23 protein-coding genes are annotated in these 22,192 nt (G+C 40.5%); 21 read left to right on the top strand and 2 right to left on the bottom strand.

Annotation, left to right across the window (positions count from 1 at the left end):
- Positions 1 to 92: 92 nt before the first annotated feature.
- The 10 genes from DFO72_RS02595 (at position 93) to phoU (ending at position 11,469) form a co-directional block, all read left to right on the top strand.
- Positions 93 to 1,724: a Na/Pi cotransporter family protein gene (locus tag DFO72_RS02595; RefSeq protein WP_113882823.1), complete on the top strand. Its 1,632-nt coding sequence runs from the start codon at positions 93 to 95 to the stop codon at positions 1,722 to 1,724.
- Between the two features lie 60 nt (positions 1,725 to 1,784).
- The gene (locus tag DFO72_RS02590) at positions 1,785 to 2,267 is read left to right on the top strand and encodes a DUF456 domain-containing protein (protein ID WP_113882867.1); all 483 of its coding nucleotides are present in this window, start codon (positions 1,785 to 1,787) and stop codon (positions 2,265 to 2,267) included.
- Positions 2,268 to 2,476: 209 nt separating this feature from the next.
- Positions 2,477 to 3,085, top strand: coding sequence for a superoxide dismutase (locus tag DFO72_RS02585; protein WP_113882824.1), 609 nt, complete (start codon positions 2,477 to 2,479; stop codon positions 3,083 to 3,085).
- Between the two features lie 149 nt (positions 3,086 to 3,234).
- Complete coding sequence (locus tag DFO72_RS02580; RefSeq protein WP_113882825.1) at positions 3,235 to 4,452, top strand: MFS transporter; 1,218 nt, start codon at positions 3,235 to 3,237, stop codon at positions 4,450 to 4,452.
- 131 nt (positions 4,453 to 4,583) lie between these two features.
- Positions 4,584 to 6,764 carry a peptidoglycan D,D-transpeptidase FtsI family protein gene (locus tag DFO72_RS02575; RefSeq protein ID WP_113882826.1) on the top strand — a complete coding sequence of 727 codons (2,181 nt, stop codon included), beginning with the start codon at positions 4,584 to 4,586 and terminating at the stop codon, positions 6,762 to 6,764.
- 198 nt (positions 6,765 to 6,962) lie between these two features.
- Entirely contained in the window at positions 6,963 to 7,922 is a 960-nt protein-coding gene (locus DFO72_RS02570) for a PstS family phosphate ABC transporter substrate-binding protein (RefSeq protein WP_113882827.1), read from the top strand.
- A gap of 133 nt (positions 7,923 to 8,055) precedes the next feature.
- A complete protein-coding gene (pstC, locus tag DFO72_RS02565) occupies positions 8,056 to 9,012 on the top strand; it encodes a phosphate ABC transporter permease subunit PstC (protein ID WP_009332963.1) in 957 nt (318 codons plus the stop codon).
- Position 9,013: 1 nt separating this feature from the next.
- Positions 9,014 to 9,898 (top strand): phosphate ABC transporter permease PstA, encoded by an 885-nt coding sequence (pstA, locus tag DFO72_RS02560; protein ID WP_113882828.1) that lies wholly within the window; start codon positions 9,014 to 9,016, stop codon positions 9,896 to 9,898.
- Positions 9,899 to 9,943: 45 nt separating this feature from the next.
- Positions 9,944 to 10,744: a phosphate ABC transporter ATP-binding protein PstB gene (gene pstB, locus DFO72_RS02555; protein WP_181782312.1), complete on the top strand. Its 801-nt coding sequence runs from the start codon at positions 9,944 to 9,946 to the stop codon at positions 10,742 to 10,744.
- 65 nt (positions 10,745 to 10,809) lie between these two features.
- Positions 10,810 to 11,469: a phosphate signaling complex protein PhoU gene (phoU, locus tag DFO72_RS02550; RefSeq protein WP_181782314.1), complete on the top strand. Its 660-nt coding sequence runs from the start codon at positions 10,810 to 10,812 to the stop codon at positions 11,467 to 11,469.
- Between the two features lie 69 nt (positions 11,470 to 11,538).
- Here phoU and DFO72_RS02545 read toward each other — a convergent pair whose 3' ends face one another.
- Complete coding sequence (locus tag DFO72_RS02545) at positions 11,539 to 12,024, bottom strand: endolytic transglycosylase MltG (protein ID WP_113882831.1); 486 nt, start codon at positions 12,022 to 12,024, stop codon at positions 11,539 to 11,541.
- A complete protein-coding gene (locus tag DFO72_RS02540) occupies positions 12,017 to 12,409 on the bottom strand; it encodes a hypothetical protein (RefSeq protein ID WP_243856046.1) in 393 nt (130 codons plus the stop codon). Before DFO72_RS02540 ends, DFO72_RS02545 begins: the two co-directional genes overlap by 8 nt.
- A 326-nt stretch (positions 12,410 to 12,735) precedes the next feature.
- Here DFO72_RS02540 and DFO72_RS02535 point away from each other — a divergent pair, with 326 nt between their 5' ends.
- From DFO72_RS02535 to DFO72_RS02485, 11 genes are all read left to right on the top strand, one after another.
- The gene (locus DFO72_RS02535; protein ID WP_243856045.1) at positions 12,736 to 13,374 is read left to right on the top strand and encodes a DUF4912 domain-containing protein; all 639 of its coding nucleotides are present in this window, start codon (positions 12,736 to 12,738) and stop codon (positions 13,372 to 13,374) included.
- On the top strand, positions 13,371 to 14,606 hold the full coding sequence (locus tag DFO72_RS02530; protein WP_113882833.1) for a glycosyltransferase family 4 protein: 1,236 nt from the start codon (positions 13,371 to 13,373) through the stop codon (positions 14,604 to 14,606). The genes DFO72_RS02535 and DFO72_RS02530 overlap by 4 nt, the downstream gene beginning before the upstream one ends.
- Before the next feature lie 290 nt (positions 14,607 to 14,896).
- On the top strand, positions 14,897 to 15,538 hold the full coding sequence (locus DFO72_RS02525; protein ID WP_113882834.1) for a hypothetical protein: 642 nt from the start codon (positions 14,897 to 14,899) through the stop codon (positions 15,536 to 15,538).
- Positions 15,539 to 15,615: 77 nt separating this feature from the next.
- Positions 15,616 to 15,765 (top strand): 50S ribosomal protein L33, encoded by a 150-nt coding sequence (gene rpmG / locus DFO72_RS02520; protein ID WP_009332954.1) that lies wholly within the window; start codon positions 15,616 to 15,618, stop codon positions 15,763 to 15,765.
- Between the two features lie 116 nt (positions 15,766 to 15,881).
- Positions 15,882 to 16,457, top strand: a complete 576-nt coding sequence (locus tag DFO72_RS02515) for a 5-formyltetrahydrofolate cyclo-ligase (protein WP_113882869.1) — start codon at positions 15,882 to 15,884, stop codon at positions 16,455 to 16,457.
- Positions 16,450 to 17,238, top strand: a complete 789-nt coding sequence (locus DFO72_RS02510; protein ID WP_113882835.1) for a DUF92 domain-containing protein — start codon at positions 16,450 to 16,452, stop codon at positions 17,236 to 17,238. The genes DFO72_RS02515 and DFO72_RS02510 overlap by 8 nt, the downstream gene beginning before the upstream one ends.
- A 51-nt stretch (positions 17,239 to 17,289) precedes the next feature.
- Entirely contained in the window at positions 17,290 to 18,240 is a 951-nt protein-coding gene (locus DFO72_RS02505; RefSeq protein WP_113882836.1) for an L-lactate dehydrogenase, read from the top strand.
- 93 nt (positions 18,241 to 18,333) lie between these two features.
- Positions 18,334 to 18,534: a hypothetical protein gene (locus DFO72_RS02500; RefSeq protein WP_113882837.1), complete on the top strand. Its 201-nt coding sequence runs from the start codon at positions 18,334 to 18,336 to the stop codon at positions 18,532 to 18,534.
- 137 nt (positions 18,535 to 18,671) lie between these two features.
- Positions 18,672 to 20,192, top strand: coding sequence for a rhomboid family protein (locus DFO72_RS02495; RefSeq protein ID WP_113882838.1), 1,521 nt, complete (start codon positions 18,672 to 18,674; stop codon positions 20,190 to 20,192).
- A 171-nt stretch (positions 20,193 to 20,363) separates the two neighbouring features.
- Positions 20,364 to 21,824, top strand: a complete 1,461-nt coding sequence (locus tag DFO72_RS02490) for a spore germination protein (protein WP_113882839.1) — start codon at positions 20,364 to 20,366, stop codon at positions 21,822 to 21,824.
- A 154-nt stretch (positions 21,825 to 21,978) separates the two neighbouring features.
- Positions 21,979 to 22,191, top strand: coding sequence for a YqgQ family protein (locus tag DFO72_RS02485; RefSeq protein WP_113882840.1), 213 nt, complete (start codon positions 21,979 to 21,981; stop codon positions 22,189 to 22,191).
- Position 22,192 lies beyond the last annotated feature (1 nt).

The following is a 22,192-nucleotide window of genomic DNA, read 5'->3' as shown; positions in this document are numbered from 1 at the left end:
TTCGTAACAGGTTTACATTTCTATAGGTTTCCATTAATAATTGTATGGGGTTTGATGAATCATGTCGAATAAACATTTATAGGGGTTGGATAATGGTGGAACTTAATGTTCAGCAAATGCTTTTTGAGTTTTTGGGCGGGCTTGGTATTTTCCTTTATGGAATCAAGTTCATGGGTGATGGGCTCCAAAAATCAGCTGGTGACCGGCTGAGGGATTTATTAGATCGCTTTACTACGAATCCTTTAATGGGAGTGCTGGCAGGTATTCTTGTCACCATTCTTATACAGAGCAGCTCTGCAACCACTGTTATTACAGTTGGATTAGTATCTGCCGGATTCATGACATTGCGCCAGGCAATAGGTGTTATTATGGGAGCCAATATTGGAACCACGGTAACTGCTTTCATCATCGGGATTGATATCGGGGAATACGCTTTGCCGATTATTGCTTTAGGCTCTATCCTATTGTTTTTCTTTAAAAATAAAAAAGTTAATAATTTCGGTCAAATTGTCTTTGGCTTTGGTGCCTTATTCTATGGACTTGAATTAATGAGCGGGGGGATGAAGCCTCTGCGTTCTTTGGAAGCTTTTCATGACTTGACTGTAAGCATGAGTTCAAATCCAATTCTAGGTGTGGTCGTCGGGACAGTGTTTACTGTTATTGTTCAGAGCTCAAGTGCCACAATCGGCATTCTTCAAGGTTTGTTTTCTGAAGAACTTATTAACCTGGATGCGGCATTGCCAGTTCTGTTTGGAGATAATATTGGAACGACCATTACAGCGGTATTAGCTGCTATTGGAGCGTCTGTTGCTGCAAGAAGAGCCGCAGCCGTGCATGTATTGTTTAACTTAATTGGTACTACTATCTTCTTAATTTTATTAAAGCCATTTACATTATTAATTGAAACACTGCAGGGGAATATAGATCTAAATCCTGAAATGACCATTGCCTTTGCACATGGAATTTTTAATAGTACTAATACACTTTTACAGCTGCCATTTGTAGCAGCACTAGCATGGATTGTAACAAAGCTTATTCCGGGTGAAGATGCAGTTGCTGAATATAAAGCAAAACATTTGGATCCTGTTTTTATAGAACAATCACCCTCGATTGCACTTGGACAAGCTAAAGAAGAAGTGCTTCGGATGGGAACATTCTCTGTAAGAGGACTTGAAGAAACGGTTCAATATTTGAAAACAGGCAATCAAAAACATTCAGAAAGTGCATACCAGCTAGAGGACGCGATCAATAACCTTGACCGTAAAATTACGGACTACCTAATAAAGTTATCTACAAGTTCACTTTCAGCACATGAGTCTGCTGAGCACACTGTGCTGATGGATACGGTAAGAGATATTGAGCGTATTGGTGATCATTTCGAAAATGTAATAGAACTGATTGATTATAAACAGGCAAATAAAGTGTCCATTACTGATTCAGCCATGGCTGATTTAGAACAGATGTTCAAATTAACCATTTCTACTGTAAAAGAAGCCCTTCAGGCACTGGATCACAATGATAAAATTGCAGCCGAGCATGTGGTGAAAAAAGAAGAAGAAATAGATAAAATGGAAAGAAAGCTCCGAAAACAGCATATTCTTCGGTTAAATGAAGGAGTCTGCTCTGGCCAGGCCGGCATTGTATATGTAGACATTGTCAGCAACCTTGAGCGTATCGGTGATCACGCGGTGAATATTGCTGAAGCTGTTTTAGGAGAAGATTAAGTGGTAAAATAAGCAAGGGGGAATCCCTTGCTTATTTATTTTGATAAAAGGATGCTGATCATGGAAATCATTTATTGGACACTGATCATTCTGTTATTTATTATCGCTTTTGCGGGCCTGGTTTTTCCGATTATTCCAAGTGTGCTGTTTTTGCTGGGCGGTTTTATCCTGTATGGAATTCTTTTTTCTTTCGAACCTTTTAACTGGCTTTTCTGGACGATACAGGTGCTATTTGTCCTGCTGCTATTTGGTGCAGACTACGTAGCAAATATGATTGGGGTAAAAAAGTATGGCGGATCAAAAGCGGGTATCTGGGGAAGCACAATCGGCCTGTTGGCAGGTCCATTTGTCATCCCTGTATTGGGAATATTAATTGGGCCTTTTTTGGGAGCATTCATTGCTGAACTCGCAGTAAATAAGGCCAGCTTCAATGATGCATTGAAGATCGGTTTCGGATCGGTAATCGGCTTTGTCAGCAGTGCAGCAGCCAAAGCGGTGATACAAGGGGTAATGATTATTTATTTTCTATTTGCAGTCCTTTGATGGCCCGCTCGAATGTTTGAATTTAATGGAATAATAAAAACAAATTAGGATATTGTATATATGTAGCAAAGCATTTTGTTTGAAACAAAAAACCAACTTTGGTAATCTTAAACTAAAGACCTTAGAAACATTCTAAAATCAGAATTTTATAAATGATTGGAGTGTTTTAGAGGGCTTACTAAAACAGATACATAGGGAGGAATTTTATTATGGCATTCGAATTACCGCAATTACCTTACGCTTATGATGCATTGGAGCCAAACATCGACAAAGAAACGATGAATATTCATCATACAAAGCATCACAATACTTATGTAACCAACCTTAACAATGCTTTAGAAGGAAACGAAGAGCTTCTTTCTAAAACTGTTGAAGAAGTTATTTCTAACCTGGATGCCGTACCAGAAGCTGCTCGCACTGCAGTACGAAATAACGGCGGCGGCCATGCAAACCATTCTCTATTCTGGCAGATCATTTCTCCAAATGGCGGAGGTGAGCCTACAGGTGAATTAGCAGACGCTATCAGCAGCAAATTCGGAAGCTATGACAGCTTCAAAGAAGAATTTGCTAAAGCAGCTACAACTCGCTTCGGTTCTGGATGGGCTTGGCTGGCAGTAAACAATGGCGAATTGGAAGTTACAAGCACACCTAACCAGGATTCTCCTTTAATGGAAGGCAAGACTCCTATCCTTGGCCTTGATGTCTGGGAGCATGCTTATTACTTAAAATATCAAAACCGCCGTCCTGAATACATCAATTCTTTCTGGAATGTTGTTAACTGGGATGAGGTTTCTAAGCGTTACAGCGCTGCAAAATAAAATGAAAAAACACGGCAGATTACATCTGCCGTGTTTTTTTGCTTTAAATTAAATTGAATTTCCGGAGGCTTTCCCCTAATTTCTAAATCATTGCATAACCGAACTGTCTTTGTAGGAGACTACCCTTAGAACCAAAGGGGAGTTTTTTTATGAGCAGATTTAAAAAACTGATCGGTGATGTCGATTTAACCAAAGACTTAACATTGCTATTATTTATAGGGGGGCTTTATTCTTTAAGTGCTGCCCTTTCAAACACATTTGTTAATATTTATCTCTGGAAGCAGTCTGGTGAGTTCAGCGATCTGGCTTTATATAATCTGGCCATTGTAGTGCTTCAGCCTTTGACGTTTATCCTGGCAGGGAGATGGGCGAAAAAAATTGACCGTGTCATTGTGCTGAGAATCGGCGTGATTTTTTTGGCTCTATTTTATCTGACAGTGCTTTTCATTGGAACGAATGCCTCAAAATTTCTATTGCTTCTTGGGGCTCTGCTGGGGGTCGGGTATGGTTTCTACTGGCTTGCATTCAATGTTCTTACTTTTGAAATAACTGAGCCGGAGAATCGCGATTTCTTTAATGGCTTCCTTGGAATACTAACATCCGTTGGGGGTATGATCGGACCGATAGCAGCGGGTTTCATTATTTCAAGGATGGAAAAGTTCACGGGCTATTCCGTTATCTTCGGCATCTCCCTGACACTTTTTTCAATAGCTGTATTTTTAAGCTTTTTTCTTAAAAGGAGGCCAGCTGACGGAAGGTATTTGTTTGGAAGAATCCTTGCAGAACGTAAAAACAGCCTGAACTGGCGTATGATTACTAATGCCCATTTTTTTCAGGGACTCAGAGAGGGAACCTTTATTTTTGTCATATCAGTTTATGTTTTTATTTCAACTGGCAGTGAATTGGCTCTTGGTACATACGGACTGGTCAACTCAAGTATATCTTTTTTGGGGTATTTTCTTGTATCCAGGCTTTTAAAGAAAGAGTATCGGAAAAGGGCCATTCTTATTGGCGGGTTATTACTGTATGGTGCCATATTCTTTATCGTCTTTGAGGTTACGTATCAAAAGCTGCTGATGTATGCAGCCACTATTGCTATTGCGTATCCTCTCCTGCTAGTGCCTTATATCTCATTAACATATGATGTCATTGGCAGAGGCTGGAAGGCTGCAGAGATGAGAATTGAGTATATCGTAGTAAGGGAAATCTTCTTAAATGCAGGACGTATAGTATCCATTTTAGGTTTTTTAGCTGTGGTATCTTTTTTCAATGAAGAAAAAAGCATCCCTATTCTTCTCTTAATCATTGGGGCCGGACATTCGGTTATATATTTCTTCGTCAGGAAAATACAATTTCAGTCTGCATGAGAGAGGGGAAATCCTCTCTCTTTTTTTACCAGTAAAAATATCTCTGTCGAAAAAGGGTTCTTTATAGAATTTATTGTTATTTTCTTTTAGAATGGGATTATGAGACTTTTTTAAAGGAAGTGTGCTTAATTTTGAATAGGAAAAAAAAGAAGAAGACCCATGTTCCTTTCCGTCTGAATATGCTCTTCTTTGCTGTGTTTTTATTGTTTTCCATGCTGATCCTCAGGCTTGGAATGGTTCAGATAGTATATGGTGATGATTATAAGCGAGAGATTGAAAGAACGGAAGATGTTACAGTCAACAGCCCGGTGCCGAGAGGAAAGATGTTTGACAGAAATGGCCAGGTGATTGTCGATAATACTCCGCAAAATGCCATTACATTTACTAATAATGGATACAAGCAGGACGAAATGCTTGAGGTGGCAGAAAGGCTGGCCAAGCTCATACACAAAGACACCGAAAAAGTTCAGGAACGCGATAAGAAAGATTACTGGATTATGAAAAATCCAGAAGAGGCTGAAAAAAAGATCTCAAAAAAAGACAAGGAAAAGCTTGAAAAAAAGTATGAAGGCGACCAGAAAGAATTGGACAAAGCCATCTATCAGCTCACATTGGATCGAATTACAGAAGATGAATTAAGCGAATTGACAAAAGATGATCTAGAAGTACTTGCCATCTACAGAGAGTTTACAAGCGGATACGCATTAACACCGCAAATTGTCAAAAATAAAGAAGTCACTCCCGAGGAATTCGCAGTTGTCAGTGAAAATCTTCAAATACTTCAGGGGGTGGATACAACAACCGACTGGGAAAGGTATTACGCCTTCGGGGATACATTGAAATCAGTGCTGGGTAATGTGACAAGCTCTGATGAAGGGCTGCCGGCTGAACAGCTTGAATACTATATGGCCCGTGATTACAGCCGTAATGACCGTGTTGGAAAGAGTTATATTGAGATGCAATACGAAGAAGTGCTTCACGGCCAAAAGGCAAAAGTGAAAAATGTTACAGATAAAGCCGGGAATGTCCTTGAAACTGTACCCATCACTGATGGACAAAGAGGAAAGGACCTTGTGCTGAGCATTGATATGGATCTTCAGAAGGAAGTAGAGAAAATCATTGAAGAGGAATTGCGTGAAGCCAAGGCATCAGCTGGGACTGCATTATTGGACAGAGCATACGTAGTGCTGATGGATCCTCATACCGGAGAGGTTCTTTCAATGGCTGGCAAAAAGATTGTGAAGGATAAAGAGACAGGCCAATCAGTCATGCAGGACGATGCATTGGGCAATATCACTACTACTTATAATGTGGGTTCTGCTGTGAAGGGTGCTACAATTCTTACCGGATATAAGACGGGCGCCATTAACCCAGGAACCGTTTTTTATGATAGGCCTCTAAAAATTAAAGGCACACCTGTAAAAAAATCCTGGAGAAATTTTGGTCCTTTAAATGATATTAATGCGCTTAAATTTTCTTCCAACGTTTATATGTTTGAAACTGTCATCAATATAGGCGGCGGTAAATATGAGTATGAGCAGCCGTTGCGGATAAATGAAAAAGCTTTTAGTACTGTAAGGGATTCCTTCGCTCAATTCGGGCTTGGGGTACGGACAGGAATTGATTTGCCGAATGAGCAAACGGGCTTTAAAGGAATGAGTACATTGCCAGGTTTCATGCTTGACCTTTCGATTGGCCAGTATGATACTTATTCCAACATGCAGCTTGCCCAATATGTTTCGGTCATAGCCAATGGCGGAAACAGAATGGAGCCTCATATAGTAAAGGAAATCCGCGAGCCATTGATGGAAAATAATGAACTTGGTCCTATTGTCCAGGAAATGGAGCCGAAAGTCCTTAATCGGGTAGAACTTGAAGATGGCTGGATGGACCGTGTCCAAGAAGGCTTCCGCAGAGTCATGCAGGAAAAAGGCGGAACAGCTTACGGTTTGTTTGGCAATAAGGACTATAAGCCCGCAGGAAAAACCGGTACTGCCGAGGCATTTTATGATGGACCGGAACGAAGCAAGTTTGGCAAAGAGCCGCCAGAAGTGATGAACCTTAGTCTTGTAAGCTATGCGCCGTCTGAAAACCCCGAGGTTGCTATGGCAGTTTTAGTTCCATGGGCTTACCAGGGAAGCGTAGACCACGGTGCCAATAAAGAAATTGGACAGCGAGTCCTGGACGCTTATTTTGATCTTAAAAAGGAACGTCATAAAAAGGGCGATGATGCTAAAGAATCTGTTCAAAAAGTGGAAAATATAGATGAAGTACTTGAAGGGCAGGAAGATGCCCGTAAAGAAGATGAATGAGTCTCCCTTGATGGGAGGCTTTTTTTTATACCCGCTTTCTTTTACTGAACTTAATATATTCCCCAACTGCCGACAAATTTACACAAATATCGCCTACATTTACAAAAGCTTTACATTCGGTTAAAACCGGGTTAATAGTCAACCCTTATTCTAAACACGTAGGACAAAACAACCAAATTTCTTAGGGGGAATTCAGGAATGAAACGTCTTAAAAAAATGAGCCTATTACTAATGCTGTCAGCTGTAATGGCATTCACTGCAGCATGCGGAGGCGATGAAGGCACTAGTGCAAATGGAGATAAAAGTGAAGAGTTAGAAGGCAGTGTGGTTATAGACGGTTCTGGTACAGTTTATCCATTCATGGCCCGCATGGCTGAGAATTATATGGGAGAACAGGAAAATGTATCAGTTGAAGTAAGCCGTTCCGGAACATCAGCTGGCTTTAAGAAATTCCTTGCAGAAGACGGAACAGATTTTAATGATGCTTCCCGCCAAATCAAAGATGAAGAGAAAGCTTCAGCTGAAGATCTTGGCATTGATGTACAGGAAATGAAGGTTGCTTTGGATGGCATCACGATTGTAATAAATAAGGAAAATGACTGGGCTGCTGAACTTACTCAGCAAGAAGTTATCGATATTTTCCTTGCCAGCGCTGGAAAGAAAAAATGGTCAGATGTTCGCCCTGACTTCCCGGATGAAGAAATTCAAACCTATGGCCCGAATGAAAACCATGGCACTTATGAATTTATGTTTGAAAATATCCTAGAAGAACAGGACCTTCCTGAAAATATCAACTTACAGCAGGACTACTCAACTTTAGTTGATCTTGTCTCAAAAGATAAAAACGCCATCGGTTTCTTTGGCTACGGATACTATGACAGCAACAAAGATAAATTGACTGCAGTAAAAGTAGACTTTGGCAACGGACCTGTTGAGCCATCATTAGATACAATCAAAGAAGACGGAGATTATGCTCCATTTACTCGACCGGTATTCACATACTTGAATACAAATATGGCTAAAGAAAAGCCTCAAGTGCTTGATTATGCTATCTATACAATGGAAAATGCACAGGATGTTGCAGCAGAAACTGGATTTGCGCCATTATCCGATGAAGATATCCAGGCTTCTCTAGATGCTTTGAACGGATTGAAGTAAGTGATTGAAAGTATTGTCATGGGAAGATGAGAAGTTTGCCTTCTCATCTTCTTGTGATGATACTTGTTTTTTCCTTTGTAGTATGAGCTAAAGAGTACTTCTTTGGATGAGAAGGCTGAAAGGGGTTTTACACTTGGCAAAAAGTGCTGTTCAACACGATAACAAAAAGCTGAATGTACGTGAAATCATTCAACAAAAGAAAAAATCTCGAAGTGTTAATAATTACACTGAAAAATTAATACCAAAAATTTTATTCGGCATAGCCGCAATATCAGTTTTCACTACTATTGGTATTGTACTTACCTTAATAACGGAAACAATCGCCTTTTTTAAAGACGTTCCTTTTATAGATTTCTTTACAGGCACTGAATTAAAGCCTTTAGGAGAAAATGCTGTTTTTGGTGTACTTCCCTTACTGACGGGAACAATCATTTCCACACTAATCGCCATGCTTGTTGCGATTCCGGTGGGACTGATGACAGCGATATTTTTAAGTGAATACGCATCTGAAAAAACAAGAAAGGCATTAAAGCCTCTTCTTGAAATCCTGGCAGGTATCCCTACTATTGTCTATGGATTTTTTGCTTTTACATTTGTAACACCTTTACTGAGATCCTTTATTCCAGGACTTGAACCTACGAATATTTTGAGCCCTGGGATTGTAATGGGAATTATGATTATTCCGATGGTAGCGTCACTTTCAGAAGATGCGATGAGTTCTGTGCCAAATGCAATGAGGGAAGGTGCCCTTGCATTAGGTGCCACTAAGCTGGAAGTAACCTGGAAGGTAGTTGTTCCGGCAGCTATTTCAGGTATCATTGCTTCTTTTGTGCTCGGTATATCAAGAGCAATCGGGGAGACGATGATCGTTACCATTGCAAGCGGAAGTTCAAAGAACTTTACATTTGACGTAACACAGTCCATGCAGACCATGACTGCTTATATCGTGGAAGTTACAGGTGGGGAAGCGGCAGCTGGAACAACATTATATTATAGTCTTTATGCTGTTGCTATGACCTTGTTTGTGTTTACGCTGATTATGAACCTGCTCGCTCAGTATATCTCTCGCAAGTTCAGGGAGGAATATTAATATGAAATATGTGGATTCAGAACAAGTGCATAAAAAGATGGGCAGCCGCCTGCTAGCCAATAACCTTGCTAAAACACTCTTCTTTATGGCCACTTTATTTGGCCTTATCGTATTAATTGTTTTGATCTATCGGGTTCTTGCTGATGGTTTAGGCTGGATCAACATGGATTTTCTGATGAATCGTTTATCGACGGATCCTGAAAGAGCCGGTATCTGGGGAGCAATAACAGGAACACTATGGCTGATGCTTGTTGTTGCACCTGTCACGATGATTTTAGGAGTAGGCACAGCAATTTATCTTGAAGAATATGCAGCTAAGGGACGCATTTCTTCATTTATTAAAACGAATATCTCCAACCTGGCAGGCGTTCCGTCAGTTGTATTTGGAATCCTTGGTTTAACTGTTTTTGCAAGAGCAATGGATTTGGGTTCTGTAGTTCTGGCAGGAGGTCTTACGATGGCACTGCTGGTTCTTCCTGTTGTAGTAGTTGCAAGCCAGGAAGCCATTCGTGCAGTTCCTCAATTCTTAAGAGAAGCCTCTTACGGTATGGGCGCGACAAAGTGGCAAACTATTAAAAATGTGGTCCTTCCCGCAGCTCTGCCGGGAATTCTTACGGGTGTTATTCTTGCACTGTCCCGGGCAATCGGGGAAACAGCGCCATTGGTTGTTATCGGTATTCCGGCATTGTTAATTCCCGTTCCTGATGGAATTTTTGATAAATTTACGATTTTGCCGGTTCAGATTTATTATTGGACAATTGACTCTGCTCTTGTAGCAGAATATGCCAACCTGGCAGCAGCAACGATCGTTATATTATTGATTGTATTGTTTGCGATGAATTCAATCGCTATTTTAATCCGCAATAAATTCCAAAAAAGATATTAGTCTGGGAGGTTTAATAAAATGCCTGTAGTTACAGAAAAAGCCAATCTGAATACTAAAACAGCTAATCTAGTCCAAAAAGCAAAAGAGAATAAAAAAGTTGTTTATCATACAAAAGATCTTAACCTTTGGTACGGGGAAGGCCATGCGTTAAAAAATATAAATCTGGCCATTAATGAAAATGAAGTAACGGCCATTATCGGACCATCCGGATGTGGAAAGTCCACATATATCAAAACCCTGAACCGCATGGTCGAGCTGGTTCCTTCTGTGAAGATTTCCGGTGAAATTTTATACCGCGAGCGTAATATTCTTGATAAATCATTTAAAGTGGAGGATTTAAGAACAAGTGTAGGAATGGTTTTCCAAAAGCCTAATCCTTTTCCAAAGTCCATTTATGAAAATGTGGCATATGGACCGAAAATACACGGAATCCGTGATAAAAAAACCCTGGATGAAATTGTTGAAAAAAGCTTAAGGGGAGCGGCAATCTGGGATGAAGTTAAGGATCGCCTTAACCAGAATGCGTACGGCTTATCAGGCGGGCAGCAGCAGCGTCTTTGCATTGCACGCTGTCTTGCAATTGAACCGGATGTCATTTTAATGGATGAGCCTACTTCTGCACTTGACCCCATTTCCACTTTAAAGGTAGAGGAGCTGGTGCAGGAGCTTAAGGAAGAATTCAGCATCATCATCGTTACGCATAATATGCAGCAGGCAGCCCGTATTTCTGATAAAACAGCTTTCTTTTTAAATGGTGAAGTAATCGAGTTTGCCGAAACTGATAAGATTTTCTCCACTCCTTCAGATAAGCGGACTGAAGATTATATCACAGGAAGATTCGGTTAATTATTGTGTGCAGGTTTTATGAAAGAATAGAATCATTCTTGAATGGATGAAGGGGGATTACCATGATGGCAGTACGTGAAAGGTTTGATTATGATCTGCAGGAGCTTCAAAAGAAACTGATTGAAATTGGCAATTTTGCAGTAGAGGCCCTGCATAGATCGGTTGAAGCGCTTGAAACACAAAATATAGAATTGGCACTAGAGATCATTGATGACGATAATCAGGCTGATATTTTATATGAGGAAATAAATGATTTAGCCATTCTGCTAATTGCCAAACAGCAGCCTGTGGCCATTGACCTTCGCCGCATCATTGTCGCTATAAAAATCGCAACAGACATTGAACGGATTGCTGACTTTGGAGTGAATATTGCAAAGTCTACCATACGGATTGGATCAGAGCCTCTTATTAAGCCGATTGAACATATAAAAGAAATGTACGAAATTTCTACAGAAATGCTGCGTCTATCCCTGGAGGCTTTCACTGATGAAGATATTGCAAAGGCAAAAAAAGTTGCTGATATGGATGATCAGGTAGACGACCTATATGGTGAAACAATTAAAGAGCTGCTGCAGATCAACCTGCAGAAACCGGAATATCTTCCTCAGATCACTCAGCTGTCTTTTGTTTGCCGATATTTAGAAAGAGCAGCTGATCATGTTACCAATATCTCAGAACATATTTTTTACCTGGTTAAAGGGCGTCAGTATGATTTGAATAATTAAACAAGAAAGCAGAAGCGCCTTGCCGCGCTGGAGCTAGACAGTAAAAAAGCTAAAAGGATTCAGCTCCTTTTAGCTTTTTGTTATGATTTTTGCGATTTCTTTATAGCTCATATCAGTGGTCAGTTCAAATGTGCCCTGTTGTATTTTTTTGCTGTATCCGTATTCTTCAAGGTAAATGCCGAAATCTGCTGCCTGATCGATTACATTTGCCTTTTCAAGCTGTGCTGCGATTTCCCCAGGTGTCATGCCGCTCTCAATTGTAAGCTGATAGAATTCCTGTGAACCTTCTTCGGGCTTCGCATTTTTTTCAGCAGGTTCTTCTTTTTCTTCCGTATTCTTATTTGCCGGATCCTCGGCTTTAGTCTGCTGCAATAGAGTATATTCTTCGTCTGTCATAACAGTATAGCCGTTTGCCTGAAGAAACTCTTTCGCGCTGTTATCATCAATTTTTCTATATTCAGACTGCTTCGGTTTTATGAAAAAATAGGGTGTACCGAAGGCTATGACAGCCGTAAGGATGCCAAATGCAAATGCCCGGGTATTTCTTTTATTCATGGCCATGACCTCTAAATTTCATTTCTGTTTGAATAGTCCTTACTTCATCAGGAGAGAGTGATGATTGTCTGGCAATTTGATCTACTGACAATCCTTGTCTGGTAAGCAGCATCACCTGATTTTTTATAATTTCGTGAACTTCCCTTTTCACTAAGGAATGAGCAGAAGAGTCTGCAGGAACGTGCTGAATAAAGGGTTCTTCAGCCACCAGCAGTTCTTCTTCCAATACTTTTAATTTCTTTTTAATCTGATACATTTCCTGAATCTGCTGCATGGACATTTGGTCCATTTCTTCTCGCAGCTCTTTATAAGGATCTTTCAAGAACACTGAAAGAATAAATAGCCCTATAGAAAAGATCAATAATGCCAGGATGATTGATTCCAAAAAAAGTCACCTCATATTCATTGAACAGAAATATTTTACCATCAAAATTGACAAATTTCGATATGTAATCCATAAACAGGTGAAAATTAAAGATATTTGTCGCTGGAGCTCTGTCGAAAAAGCTTCCCGGCAAACTTTGAAAAAATTTTTTCTGATTTATATTCAAGCAGGCATGTGCATTCGCAAGAAGCGACAATTTCCGTTCATTGTAGGCTATCCATATCAGTGATAACATTGAGTTATATAAATAGTCATAAAATTTTGCTTTTTGTCATATATATCCCTTTTTTATTGGCTTATGAAACTAAATCCAAGAGGTGCCGGGTATGATCGATGAAATTATTAAGCTTCGCCGCAGGGGGCTTTCATTTCGCAAAATTGCCAGTGAGCTTGAGACAACAGTAGGAAAAGTGCAATACCAATGGACCAAACTTATCCAAAATAAAGCAAAACGCGACAGCGAGGAGTCTGCCGAGAATAATTTGACAGCTGAAGAAAATGCCGTTCCCAAACAGCCGAAAGATCAATTGATATTATCACGATTAACATCTGATAAGGTAAAAGTACTATGGAAATTATCTAATCATAAGGAGAAAATGGCTTCACTTTATTTGCACGAGCCTGTCACTTCCATGAGAAAATCTTTAAGAATCTATGATGTTAGCGGGATTAATTTTGATGGCGCCAATGCGGTCTCTGATCATGAAGTAATCCTGTCCCATCAATCAGAATGGATCTTCAAAGGGCTCAAACCTGGCAAGGTGTATTGTGTAGAGCTGGGCATAAAATTGACAGAAACTCATTTCTTCCCATTTCTTCGCTCAGAAGCAATTCATACTTCTGAGGAAATGCTTTATCAATCATCCGGAAATGGCGAAGCTGAGAGGCAGCCTGCTGAATGGACTGTGAATGTGAGTACATACACTTATTATGAATCAATGAGTGAAGGAGAAGGTAAAGAATGATGGATACGGCAACTGCTGAGCGAAATAAAAGTAACTGCCATAAAGGTTTACCTAAGATCCTCCTCCTTACGTGGGAATATCCTCCACATGTTGTAGGAGGCCTATCAAGACATGTACATGGACTCGCAGGAGGCTTGAAACAGGATTATGAGGTCCATATTCTGACGGCTAATCCGGGGAATCTTTCCAGTTCTGAACTTAAAGATGGTATCTATATACACCGGGTTAAGCCGCTTAATGAAAAAGATCCTAACTTTTTGCATTGGATATTAGGATTGAATTTGGCGATGGAGCAAAAGGCCAATGAACTATCATCCTTCCACCACTTCGAGCTCATCCACGCACATGACTGGCTTGTAGGTGCATGCGGCCTGTCACTAAAGGAGAGTTTACAGTGTCCTCTAATCACGACTATACATGCAACCGAATATGGAAGAAATAATGGGATTTACACAGAATTGCAGAAGTTTATCCATAGAAAAGAAGAACAGCTGATACTAGGGTCAGATCAGGTTATTGTCTGCAGTGACTATATGAAGGAAGAAGTACTTCAGCAATTTGCTGTCGAAAGCGAAAAAATGTCTGTTATCGCAAACGGAATCAGCAAAGAAACCCTTCTTGATGACCCTGACTCTTTATTGGAGGGGCTGCAGGTGAAACCAGGAGGAAGGCTGATATTTTCGATTGGGAGGATGGTCAGGGAAAAAGGGTTTGATACCTTAATTGAGGCAGCGCCTATTATTAAAGAAAAGCACCCGGATACTTATTTGATTATAGCCGGCAAAGGACCTATGCTTGAAGCGCACAGAAAAAGAGCGAAAGAACTGAATGTTGACGATGTAATTCATTTTCCAGGATTTATTAATGATATGCAGAGAGTAGCTCTCTTTATGAAGTGTGAGTTCGCTGTTTTTCCAAGTCATTATGAGCCATTTGGCATTGTTGCCCTTGAAGCAATGATTGCCGGAAAACCGGCGATAGTATCGAACACGGGCGGGCTAAAGGGGATAGTAAAACATGGATTTTCCGGCTTGTTCATGACCCCTGGAGATCCTGGCAGTTTCGCAGAGCAGGCATCCGCTCTCCTTGAAGATCCCAAAGCAGCCCTTACAATTGGCAGACAAGGTCAAAGGGTCGCAGAAAGCCTATTCAGCTGGGGACGCATTGCGGAGGAAACCAAAAGAGTATTCCAAGAAACCCTAATTAGCCAGAAGCTTGAAGACCTTGTTTAAAGCTTTTGCAGTATTAGCAGTTTTAAACCACTAAGCATTGAGTTGATTGCAGCTGAGGGCCTTGATCCTAGAAAATGCATTAGCATTTTCTTCGAGCGCTGTTGATTTCCGGGAAGAGTAATCAATGTCTTAGGGGAGGATATGGAGCGGAGACCCTGCAGACAGAGCCGAGGAGGCTCTCGTTCCTCCCCGCGGAAACCAAGTGACCCGTGCTGAAATCAACGGGTAAAATATAAGTACAAACCTTTTATTAAAATTCTTAAAAAATATAAAGAAAAAGGTGCATGAAGATGAATACATTAAATTGGATTCAATCTGATTTTTATGAAGAAATGGAGAAAGCGCCGATTGGGAAATTGAAGATGATTCCGGGTTTATGGATAGACGGGAAAACTTTCTGGATGGAGAACGGAAGTAAAGAGGTATTTCCTGATGAGAAAATTTCTGTCCAAATTAAGACAGAAAAAATACACTCGAAAATTTCATATTTTAAAAGCTATATCACTAACCATGTGGACGAGCCCAGAATGATTAAGCTCTTATTGCAGCACAGACATGAGTATTCATCCCGTGAACATCTTTCGTTCATTTCTCCCGCAGAGAATGTCATCTTTCATTTGGCTGATTCCAAGCTGTTTTTGGTTAATGGCCAGCTAAACGGCAAAAAGATGGAAGAGTGTACAATTCAGCCTTATTGGAACGTATACAGTGACCAAATTTGGAACTGCAGAAAGAAAGGAACATTGAAATACCACCCTATGGTCCAGGGAAATGCAATAAGCGTCTTCTCGCTTAGTGCAGTATTCAATGGCAGAGGGACAATTGAAGGGGAATCATGGATTATTAAAGGGGACAGCAAATCAGAAATCCTTCAATATAACAACCTGCTAATAGGCAGGGTTAAAGAGGATACTTTTAAAAAAACGTACTAGCATTTCGATTTAAAAAGTGATATTATAGAAAAGTCGTATGAACGAACTAGTTTGAACATAGTTTGGAGGGAAATTACATGCGTGTAAACATTACGTTAGCTTGCACAGAATGTGGAGATCGTAACTATATTTCTAAAAAAAATAAACGAAATAATCCAGATCGTCTTGAGCTTAAAAAATATTGCCCAAGAGATAAGCGTTCGACTACACATCGTGAAACAAAATAAGCGGTAGGATCATTCCTACTGCTTTTTTTGTTGACTTTTTTCATGGGTATACTTCCCTTTTTTGGATAAATTATTGAGGGGAATTGCATATGTCATCTTCTGTTGGAGGGTTTGATATGAAAATGGATAAAAAGGCGCTTAGAAAGCAAATGCTGGATAGAATGAAGGAATTGAGCAAACCTGAGTATGAACAGCTATCCTATGAAATTGCCAGCAGCCTTTATAGCAGTCCTTTATGGCTTCAGGCTAAAACGATAGGAATAACGGTTTCAAAGCCGCCTGAGGCGGATACGTGGCAGATTATCAGAAAAGCATGGGAAGATGGAAAGAGGGTTGCTGTCCCGAAGTGCATTCCTAAAGCAAAGCAAATGGTGTTCCGTGAACTGAAAAGCTTCAGGGAATTGGAGTCTGTGTACTATGGATTATGGGAGCCAAATCCAGAAAAGACAGATGAAGTTCGCAGTGAGGAAATCGAAACTTTAATCGTACCCGGGCTGGCATACATGAAGAATGGCTTCCGCCTGGGGTTTGGAGGAGGCTATTATGATCGTTTTCTCGAGCAATATAAAGGAAGAACCGTTTCACTGGCTTTTGAACTGCAGGTCATAACCGGCTTTCAAGTGGAAAACCATGACAAGCCGGTGGAAATGATTATTACCGAACAGCAGGTTTGGGCATCCGGCAATGCTTGAATCTATTGTTATTGTTATTTTAATATTGATCACAGCGCTAGCTGGATATTATTTCCGATTACTGACCTTTTCAGGCAGTATAGCCGCATTCATTGTGGGTGCTGCAACAGGATGGGGATTTGGTTTTTACGGTCTCCTTGTGCTGGGGTTCTTTTTTGGGAGCTCAAGCTTTTGGTCAAAATTTAAAAGCCATAGAAAAGAGACATTAGAAAATAAGCATGCAAAAGGGTCAAGAAGGGATTGGCAGCAGGTGGCAGCAAATGGAGGAATAGCAGCTATTTCCAGTATATTCCATCTTTTGATACCATCACCGGTTTGGCTGTTAGCATTTCTAATTGGCCTGGCTGCAGCGAACTCGGACACCTGGGCATCAGAAATTGGCTCATTAAGTCGAAAACCTCCCATTTCGTTAAGGACCTGGAAGCCAGTAGAGACTGGAACTTCAGGTGCTGTCAGCATTCTGGGCACAATTGCAGCTTTGTCAGGTTCTTTTACTATAGCTCTTCTGTCATTTATGTTGTTCAGCGTTTCACTTTATGAAGGTTTGCTGATTGGGACCTTTGGATTTGCGGGAAATCTGATTGATTCTATATTAGGTGCTTTTTTTCAGGCTGAATACAAGTGCCTGGTGTGCAAAGAAAATGTTGAAAAAACCGAACATTGCGGGCAGCCTGCCTTTTTGGTAAAAGGCAGGCGTTTTGCAGATAATGACTTTGTTAATTTTTGTTCAGGTTTAGCTTCTGCCACGGTGGGAATGCTTCTATATATTCTATTAACATAGAGGGACTAAGTGGTTGCGGTTCCTTACCTTAAAGTGAAAAGGGGAGTTGTAATGAAAAATCGGGTGAACAGAGTCGTGCTTATTGGAACTGGCTTTGTGGGCTCAAGCTATGCCTTTGCACTATTAAATCAGGGTGTTACAGAGGAAATGGTTCTGATTGATTTAAATAAGGATAAATCTGAAGGAGATGCGATGGACTTGAATCATGGCATGCCATTTGCTCCTTCCCCAACATCGATCTGGTTTGGAGATTATTCCGATTGCAAAGAGGCTGATTTGGTTGTCATAACTGCTGGAGCAAATCAAAAGCCTGGAGAGACTCGTCTGGATCTTGTGGAAAAAAATGCAAAAATTTTTAAAGGCATTGTGAATCATGTTATGGACAGCGGTTTTGATGGCATTTTCCTGGTTGCGACAAATCCAGTAGATATTCTCACCTATGCAGTCTGGAAATTCTCCGGACTGCCAAAAGATAGAGTAATCGGATCCGGAACGATTTTGGATACGGCCAGATTCAGGTTTCTGCTTGGAGAGTATTTCAAAGTCGATACGCGTAATGTTCATGCATATATTATAGGTGAACACGGGGATACTGAATTGCCTGTATGGAGCCATGCTGATATTGCAGGGAAAAACATTGATGACTGGATAAGAAAAGAAGAGAATTTTAGGAAGGAAGATCTTAATTCGATATTCCTCAATGTCAGAGATGCCGCTTATCAGATTATTGAGCGAAAAGGGGCGACTTATTATGGAATAGCCATGGGGCTGGTCAGGCTGACGAAAGCCATCCTTCAGAACGAGAATTCGGTCCTTACGGTCTCAGCTTACTTAGATGGAGAGTATGGTCATGATGATGTTTACATTGGGGTACCTGCTATAGTCAATAGAAATGGCATTCGTGACATTGTTGAACTTGACTTAAACAGCGAAGAGAAAGATCAGTTTTCCCAATCAGTAAATGTTCTCAAGAAAACGCTTGAACCAATAAGGAAGGATTAGCCAGCTTGCATTGGGCGGCGGATTTTATTTTGTTCTGAAGCATGGATAAAAATTATTTCCTCTTCTCACAATAAGGAAGAGGAGGGATTTTTAATGTCTCGATTACTATCCATATTTATGATAGGGCTTGGCACTTATTTTGCCTATCATAACCGTTATCGATTGATTAATGTTATTTTTGGGAACGTCTTTTTGCGTAAACTGCTAGTCACTTCAATAATGAGTTTTCCGCTTGTCCGCGACAGGATGATGAGCTCTGTTTTCTCTTCTGGGCCATCGGAAGGGCGGCAATAAAGAAGTAAAAAGACCGTAATGGTCTTTTTATTTTGGATAAATATATAGGTGCTTTTTCTTTTACAAAAGGTTTCCTTTTTGCCTATAGTTAGATAAGTATTTTAATTCATTGCAACATATAGAGAGTGGGGGAAGAATTGGCCGTTCAAGAGGATTATGTATTTTGGAAACTTGCGGATTATTTCATATCTGATCAGGGGTACAGAATGATTCAGCTATCTGGAGATCATGATGAATTATGGCTTGAAAAGATGGAGCATAAAACGATTAAGGCAATCAGGCTCTTAAAATATAATCTTGACTGGAGCAATTGGATGCAGCGGGATATTGAGGTTACTGCCCAAAAAGCAGAATCTGTGAGGAAGCAGCTTGGCAATAGGGAGATGCCGGTATTAAATATCTATGTCTCTTCGTACCTGCCTGTAGATGACTATGAATTCCGCATCAGAGTCCCCTTCATGCCTGAAAATGAGAAAGCCTCTGTCCAAACCCTAATAATTGAGCCTGGAAAACCGGATAGCCTAAGTGCTGTTGAGGCCATTTTTGAAAAGCCGTTAACGCTTCTGTCCGGAAATTATACGGAGATGGATGTTGATTCACTGAAACATGCTGCTCTTTCTAAAGCAGTAAAAACAGCAAAGAAAGAAAAGGAAATGTTTAATTTTGGGAAGCCCCTTTTTACGTATATATTCATTTTTATTCAAGTTGCTGTTTTTTTAGTTTTGGAAGCAATGGGCGGGAGCACGGATACATCGACTTTAATTAGGTATGGAGCTAAATTTAACCCATTAATTCTTGATGGGGAATGGTGGAGATTTTTGACCCCGATTGTTCTTCATATTGGGCTGCTGCATTTATTAATGAATACACTTGCCTTATTTTATCTTGGTTCGGCAGTAGAACGCGTCTATGGAAATATAAGGTTCCTGTTTATCTATTTGGCAGCTGGTTTTGGCGGGACATTAGCCAGTTTCATTTTTAGCCCTACCCTTTCAGCTGGGGCAAGCGGAGCTATTTTTGGCTGCTTTGGAGCACTTTTATATTTTGGGCTCATTTATCCAAGCCTTTTCTTCCGAACAATAGGATTTAATATACTTGTCGTATTGGGAATCAACCTTGCATTTGGGTTTACCATTCCAGGAATTGATAACGCAGGCCATATCGGCGGGCTGATTGGCGGATTTCTTGCTACTGGCATTGTGCATTTTCCCAAGAAGAAACGGCCATTGCTCCAGTTCCTGTTTTTAGCAGCATCATTCTGTCTGGCGGCTGGATTGTTGAAATATGGTTTTAATGATCCTGGAAGGCTTTTAAATGAACAGACTGCAATAGTGATGGCCCAGGAACATATTAGTGCTGAAGAGTATGAAAAGGCTCGTTCAATGCTTGCTGATTTTGTTAACGAAGGGAATGCCTCTCCAGAGGCTTATTTTCTGTTATCATATGCGGAAATAAAAGCGGGACAACTGGAGGAAGCAAAAGAACATCTTCTCCATGTCGTTAAGGAAGAAGGTTCTTTCCACGAAGCACATTATAATCTGGCACTGATCTATTTAGAAGAAGATAACACGAAAAAAGCAAGGCATCATGCTCAAATAGCCGCTGATCTTAAACCGGAACAGAAAGAGTATCAAAAGCTATTAAACCAAATAGAATAGAGTACAGCTAATATTATACTGAATATTCAGCTTACTACCCGGGAAATAATTCTTCATTTCCGGCTAATTTTCATGAATCATGCCAATCATTGGTATGATTTTTTTTTTGCATGTCTATGATGTTGAATAGTATGCAAGGAAAAGAATGGAACAGAATGCTGAGGTGGGATTTTGGAGAAAGTCAGAAGAGAGCCTGTAAAGGTTTCACTGAAAGAAAATATAGAATATCTTAGAGATGCACTTGGAGTAGAAAAAAGCTTTGATGTGATTCAGCTGGATGTTGAATATGCAGAAAGGGAAATGGCTCTATATCTTGTAGATGGCTTTGTAAAAGATGATATATTGCACTATTTGATGAAAATGCTTGCTGGATTGGATGCCGGCCAGCTGGAAGGGGATACACTTTCCCGGCTAATAAAAACGTATATACCCTATGTAGAGGTTGAAACCTCTGATGATCTGGATAAAGTTGTGGATACGGTGCTGGCTGGCCCAACTGCATTAGTCGTGGATGGTGTCGATGAAGTGATTCTCATTGATGCACGTACATATCCCGTGAGAGGACCACAGGAGCCTGATATCGAACGTGTTGTCCGCGGTTCAAGGGATGGTTTTGTAGAAACACTCGTCTTTAATACGGCTTTAACAAGGAGAAGAATTAGAGACCGGACACTTCGCATGGAATATATGCAAGTGGGAAGACGTTCTAAAACAGATATTGTTGTCAGTTATATTGAAGACATTGCCGATCCTGAAATGGTCAAAAAAATAAAGGAATCAATTTCTAAGATTGACACTGATGGATTGCCAATGGCCGAAAAATCAATAGAGGAATTCATTTCTGGCCGGCATTGGAATCCATATCCAATGGTGAGATATACCGAAAGGCCTGATACAGCTGCAACCCATCTTTATGAAGGGCATGTCTGCATCATCGTTGATGGTTCACCCAGTGTGATCATAACACCGACAACCTTCTGGCATCACCTGCAGCATGCTGAGGAATACCGAAATAAGCCTCTTGTGGGTGCTTATTTGCGATTTGTCCGATTTTTGGCTGTCTGGGCTTCCATTTTTCTTTTGCCTTTATGGTACTTATTTGCAATACAGCCACAGCTATTGCCTGATGCATTATCATATATTGGACCGAATGAAACAGGACAGCTGCCATTAGTCATTCAGTTTCTTATGATAGAGCTCGGTTTGGATATGCTGAGGATGGCTGCGATCCATACTCCATCCGCGCTGGCTACTGCACTCGGACTGGTGGCTGCCCTTATGATTGGACAGGTAGCTGTTGAAGTTGGATTGTTCATAAATGAAGTAATTCTTTATTTAGCAATAGCAGCAATTGGAACATTTTCAACACCAAGCTATGAAATGAGCCTGGCCAACAGGCTGATAAGAATCGCTCTGTTGATTTCAACCAGTATTTTCCATACTTATGGATATGTAGCCGGCATCCTGCTGCTGATAATCATGCTGGCTAGAATGAAGTCTTTTGGAGTGCCATACCTGTGGCCATTCATCCCTTTTAATCTGAGAGCATTCAGGGATGTATTGCTCAGGTCGCCAATACCATTAAAGAACAGGCGGCCGCGTTTCCTGCATCCAAAAGATCCGGATCGCTAAATGTAAAAATCCCTCACTGGCTGCTGTGCCTGGAAGGGATTTTTTACATTAGTCCAGGAATCTTACTTCAGGAAGCTTGTCCATCTTGAGAAGGGTAGAAATTTAGATTATACTTTATGGTGGTATAAACTTATCGAAAAAGCAGAGGTACAGAATGAAAACCATTTATGATATACAGCAATTCCTGAAGAAATATGGGACAATCATCTACATAGGGGATCGTGAAGCTGATTTGGAGCTTATGGCTGCCGAATTAAAAGAGCTATATGATTCTCAGCTTATTGATGTGAAAGATTACCAGAGCAGCATCTTGATTTTACGGACTGAAATTCAGAATCTAAAAGAGAAAAATAGACAGAAAAGGTGAT

This window comes from Cytobacillus oceanisediminis (assembly GCF_004366035.1).
GTDB classification, from domain to species: Bacteria; Bacillota; Bacilli; order Bacillales; family Cytobacillaceae; genus Cytobacillus; species Cytobacillus oceanisediminis_C.
Note: the sequence above shows the minus strand (reverse complement) of the source record. Positions and strands in the feature narration are given on the sequence as shown.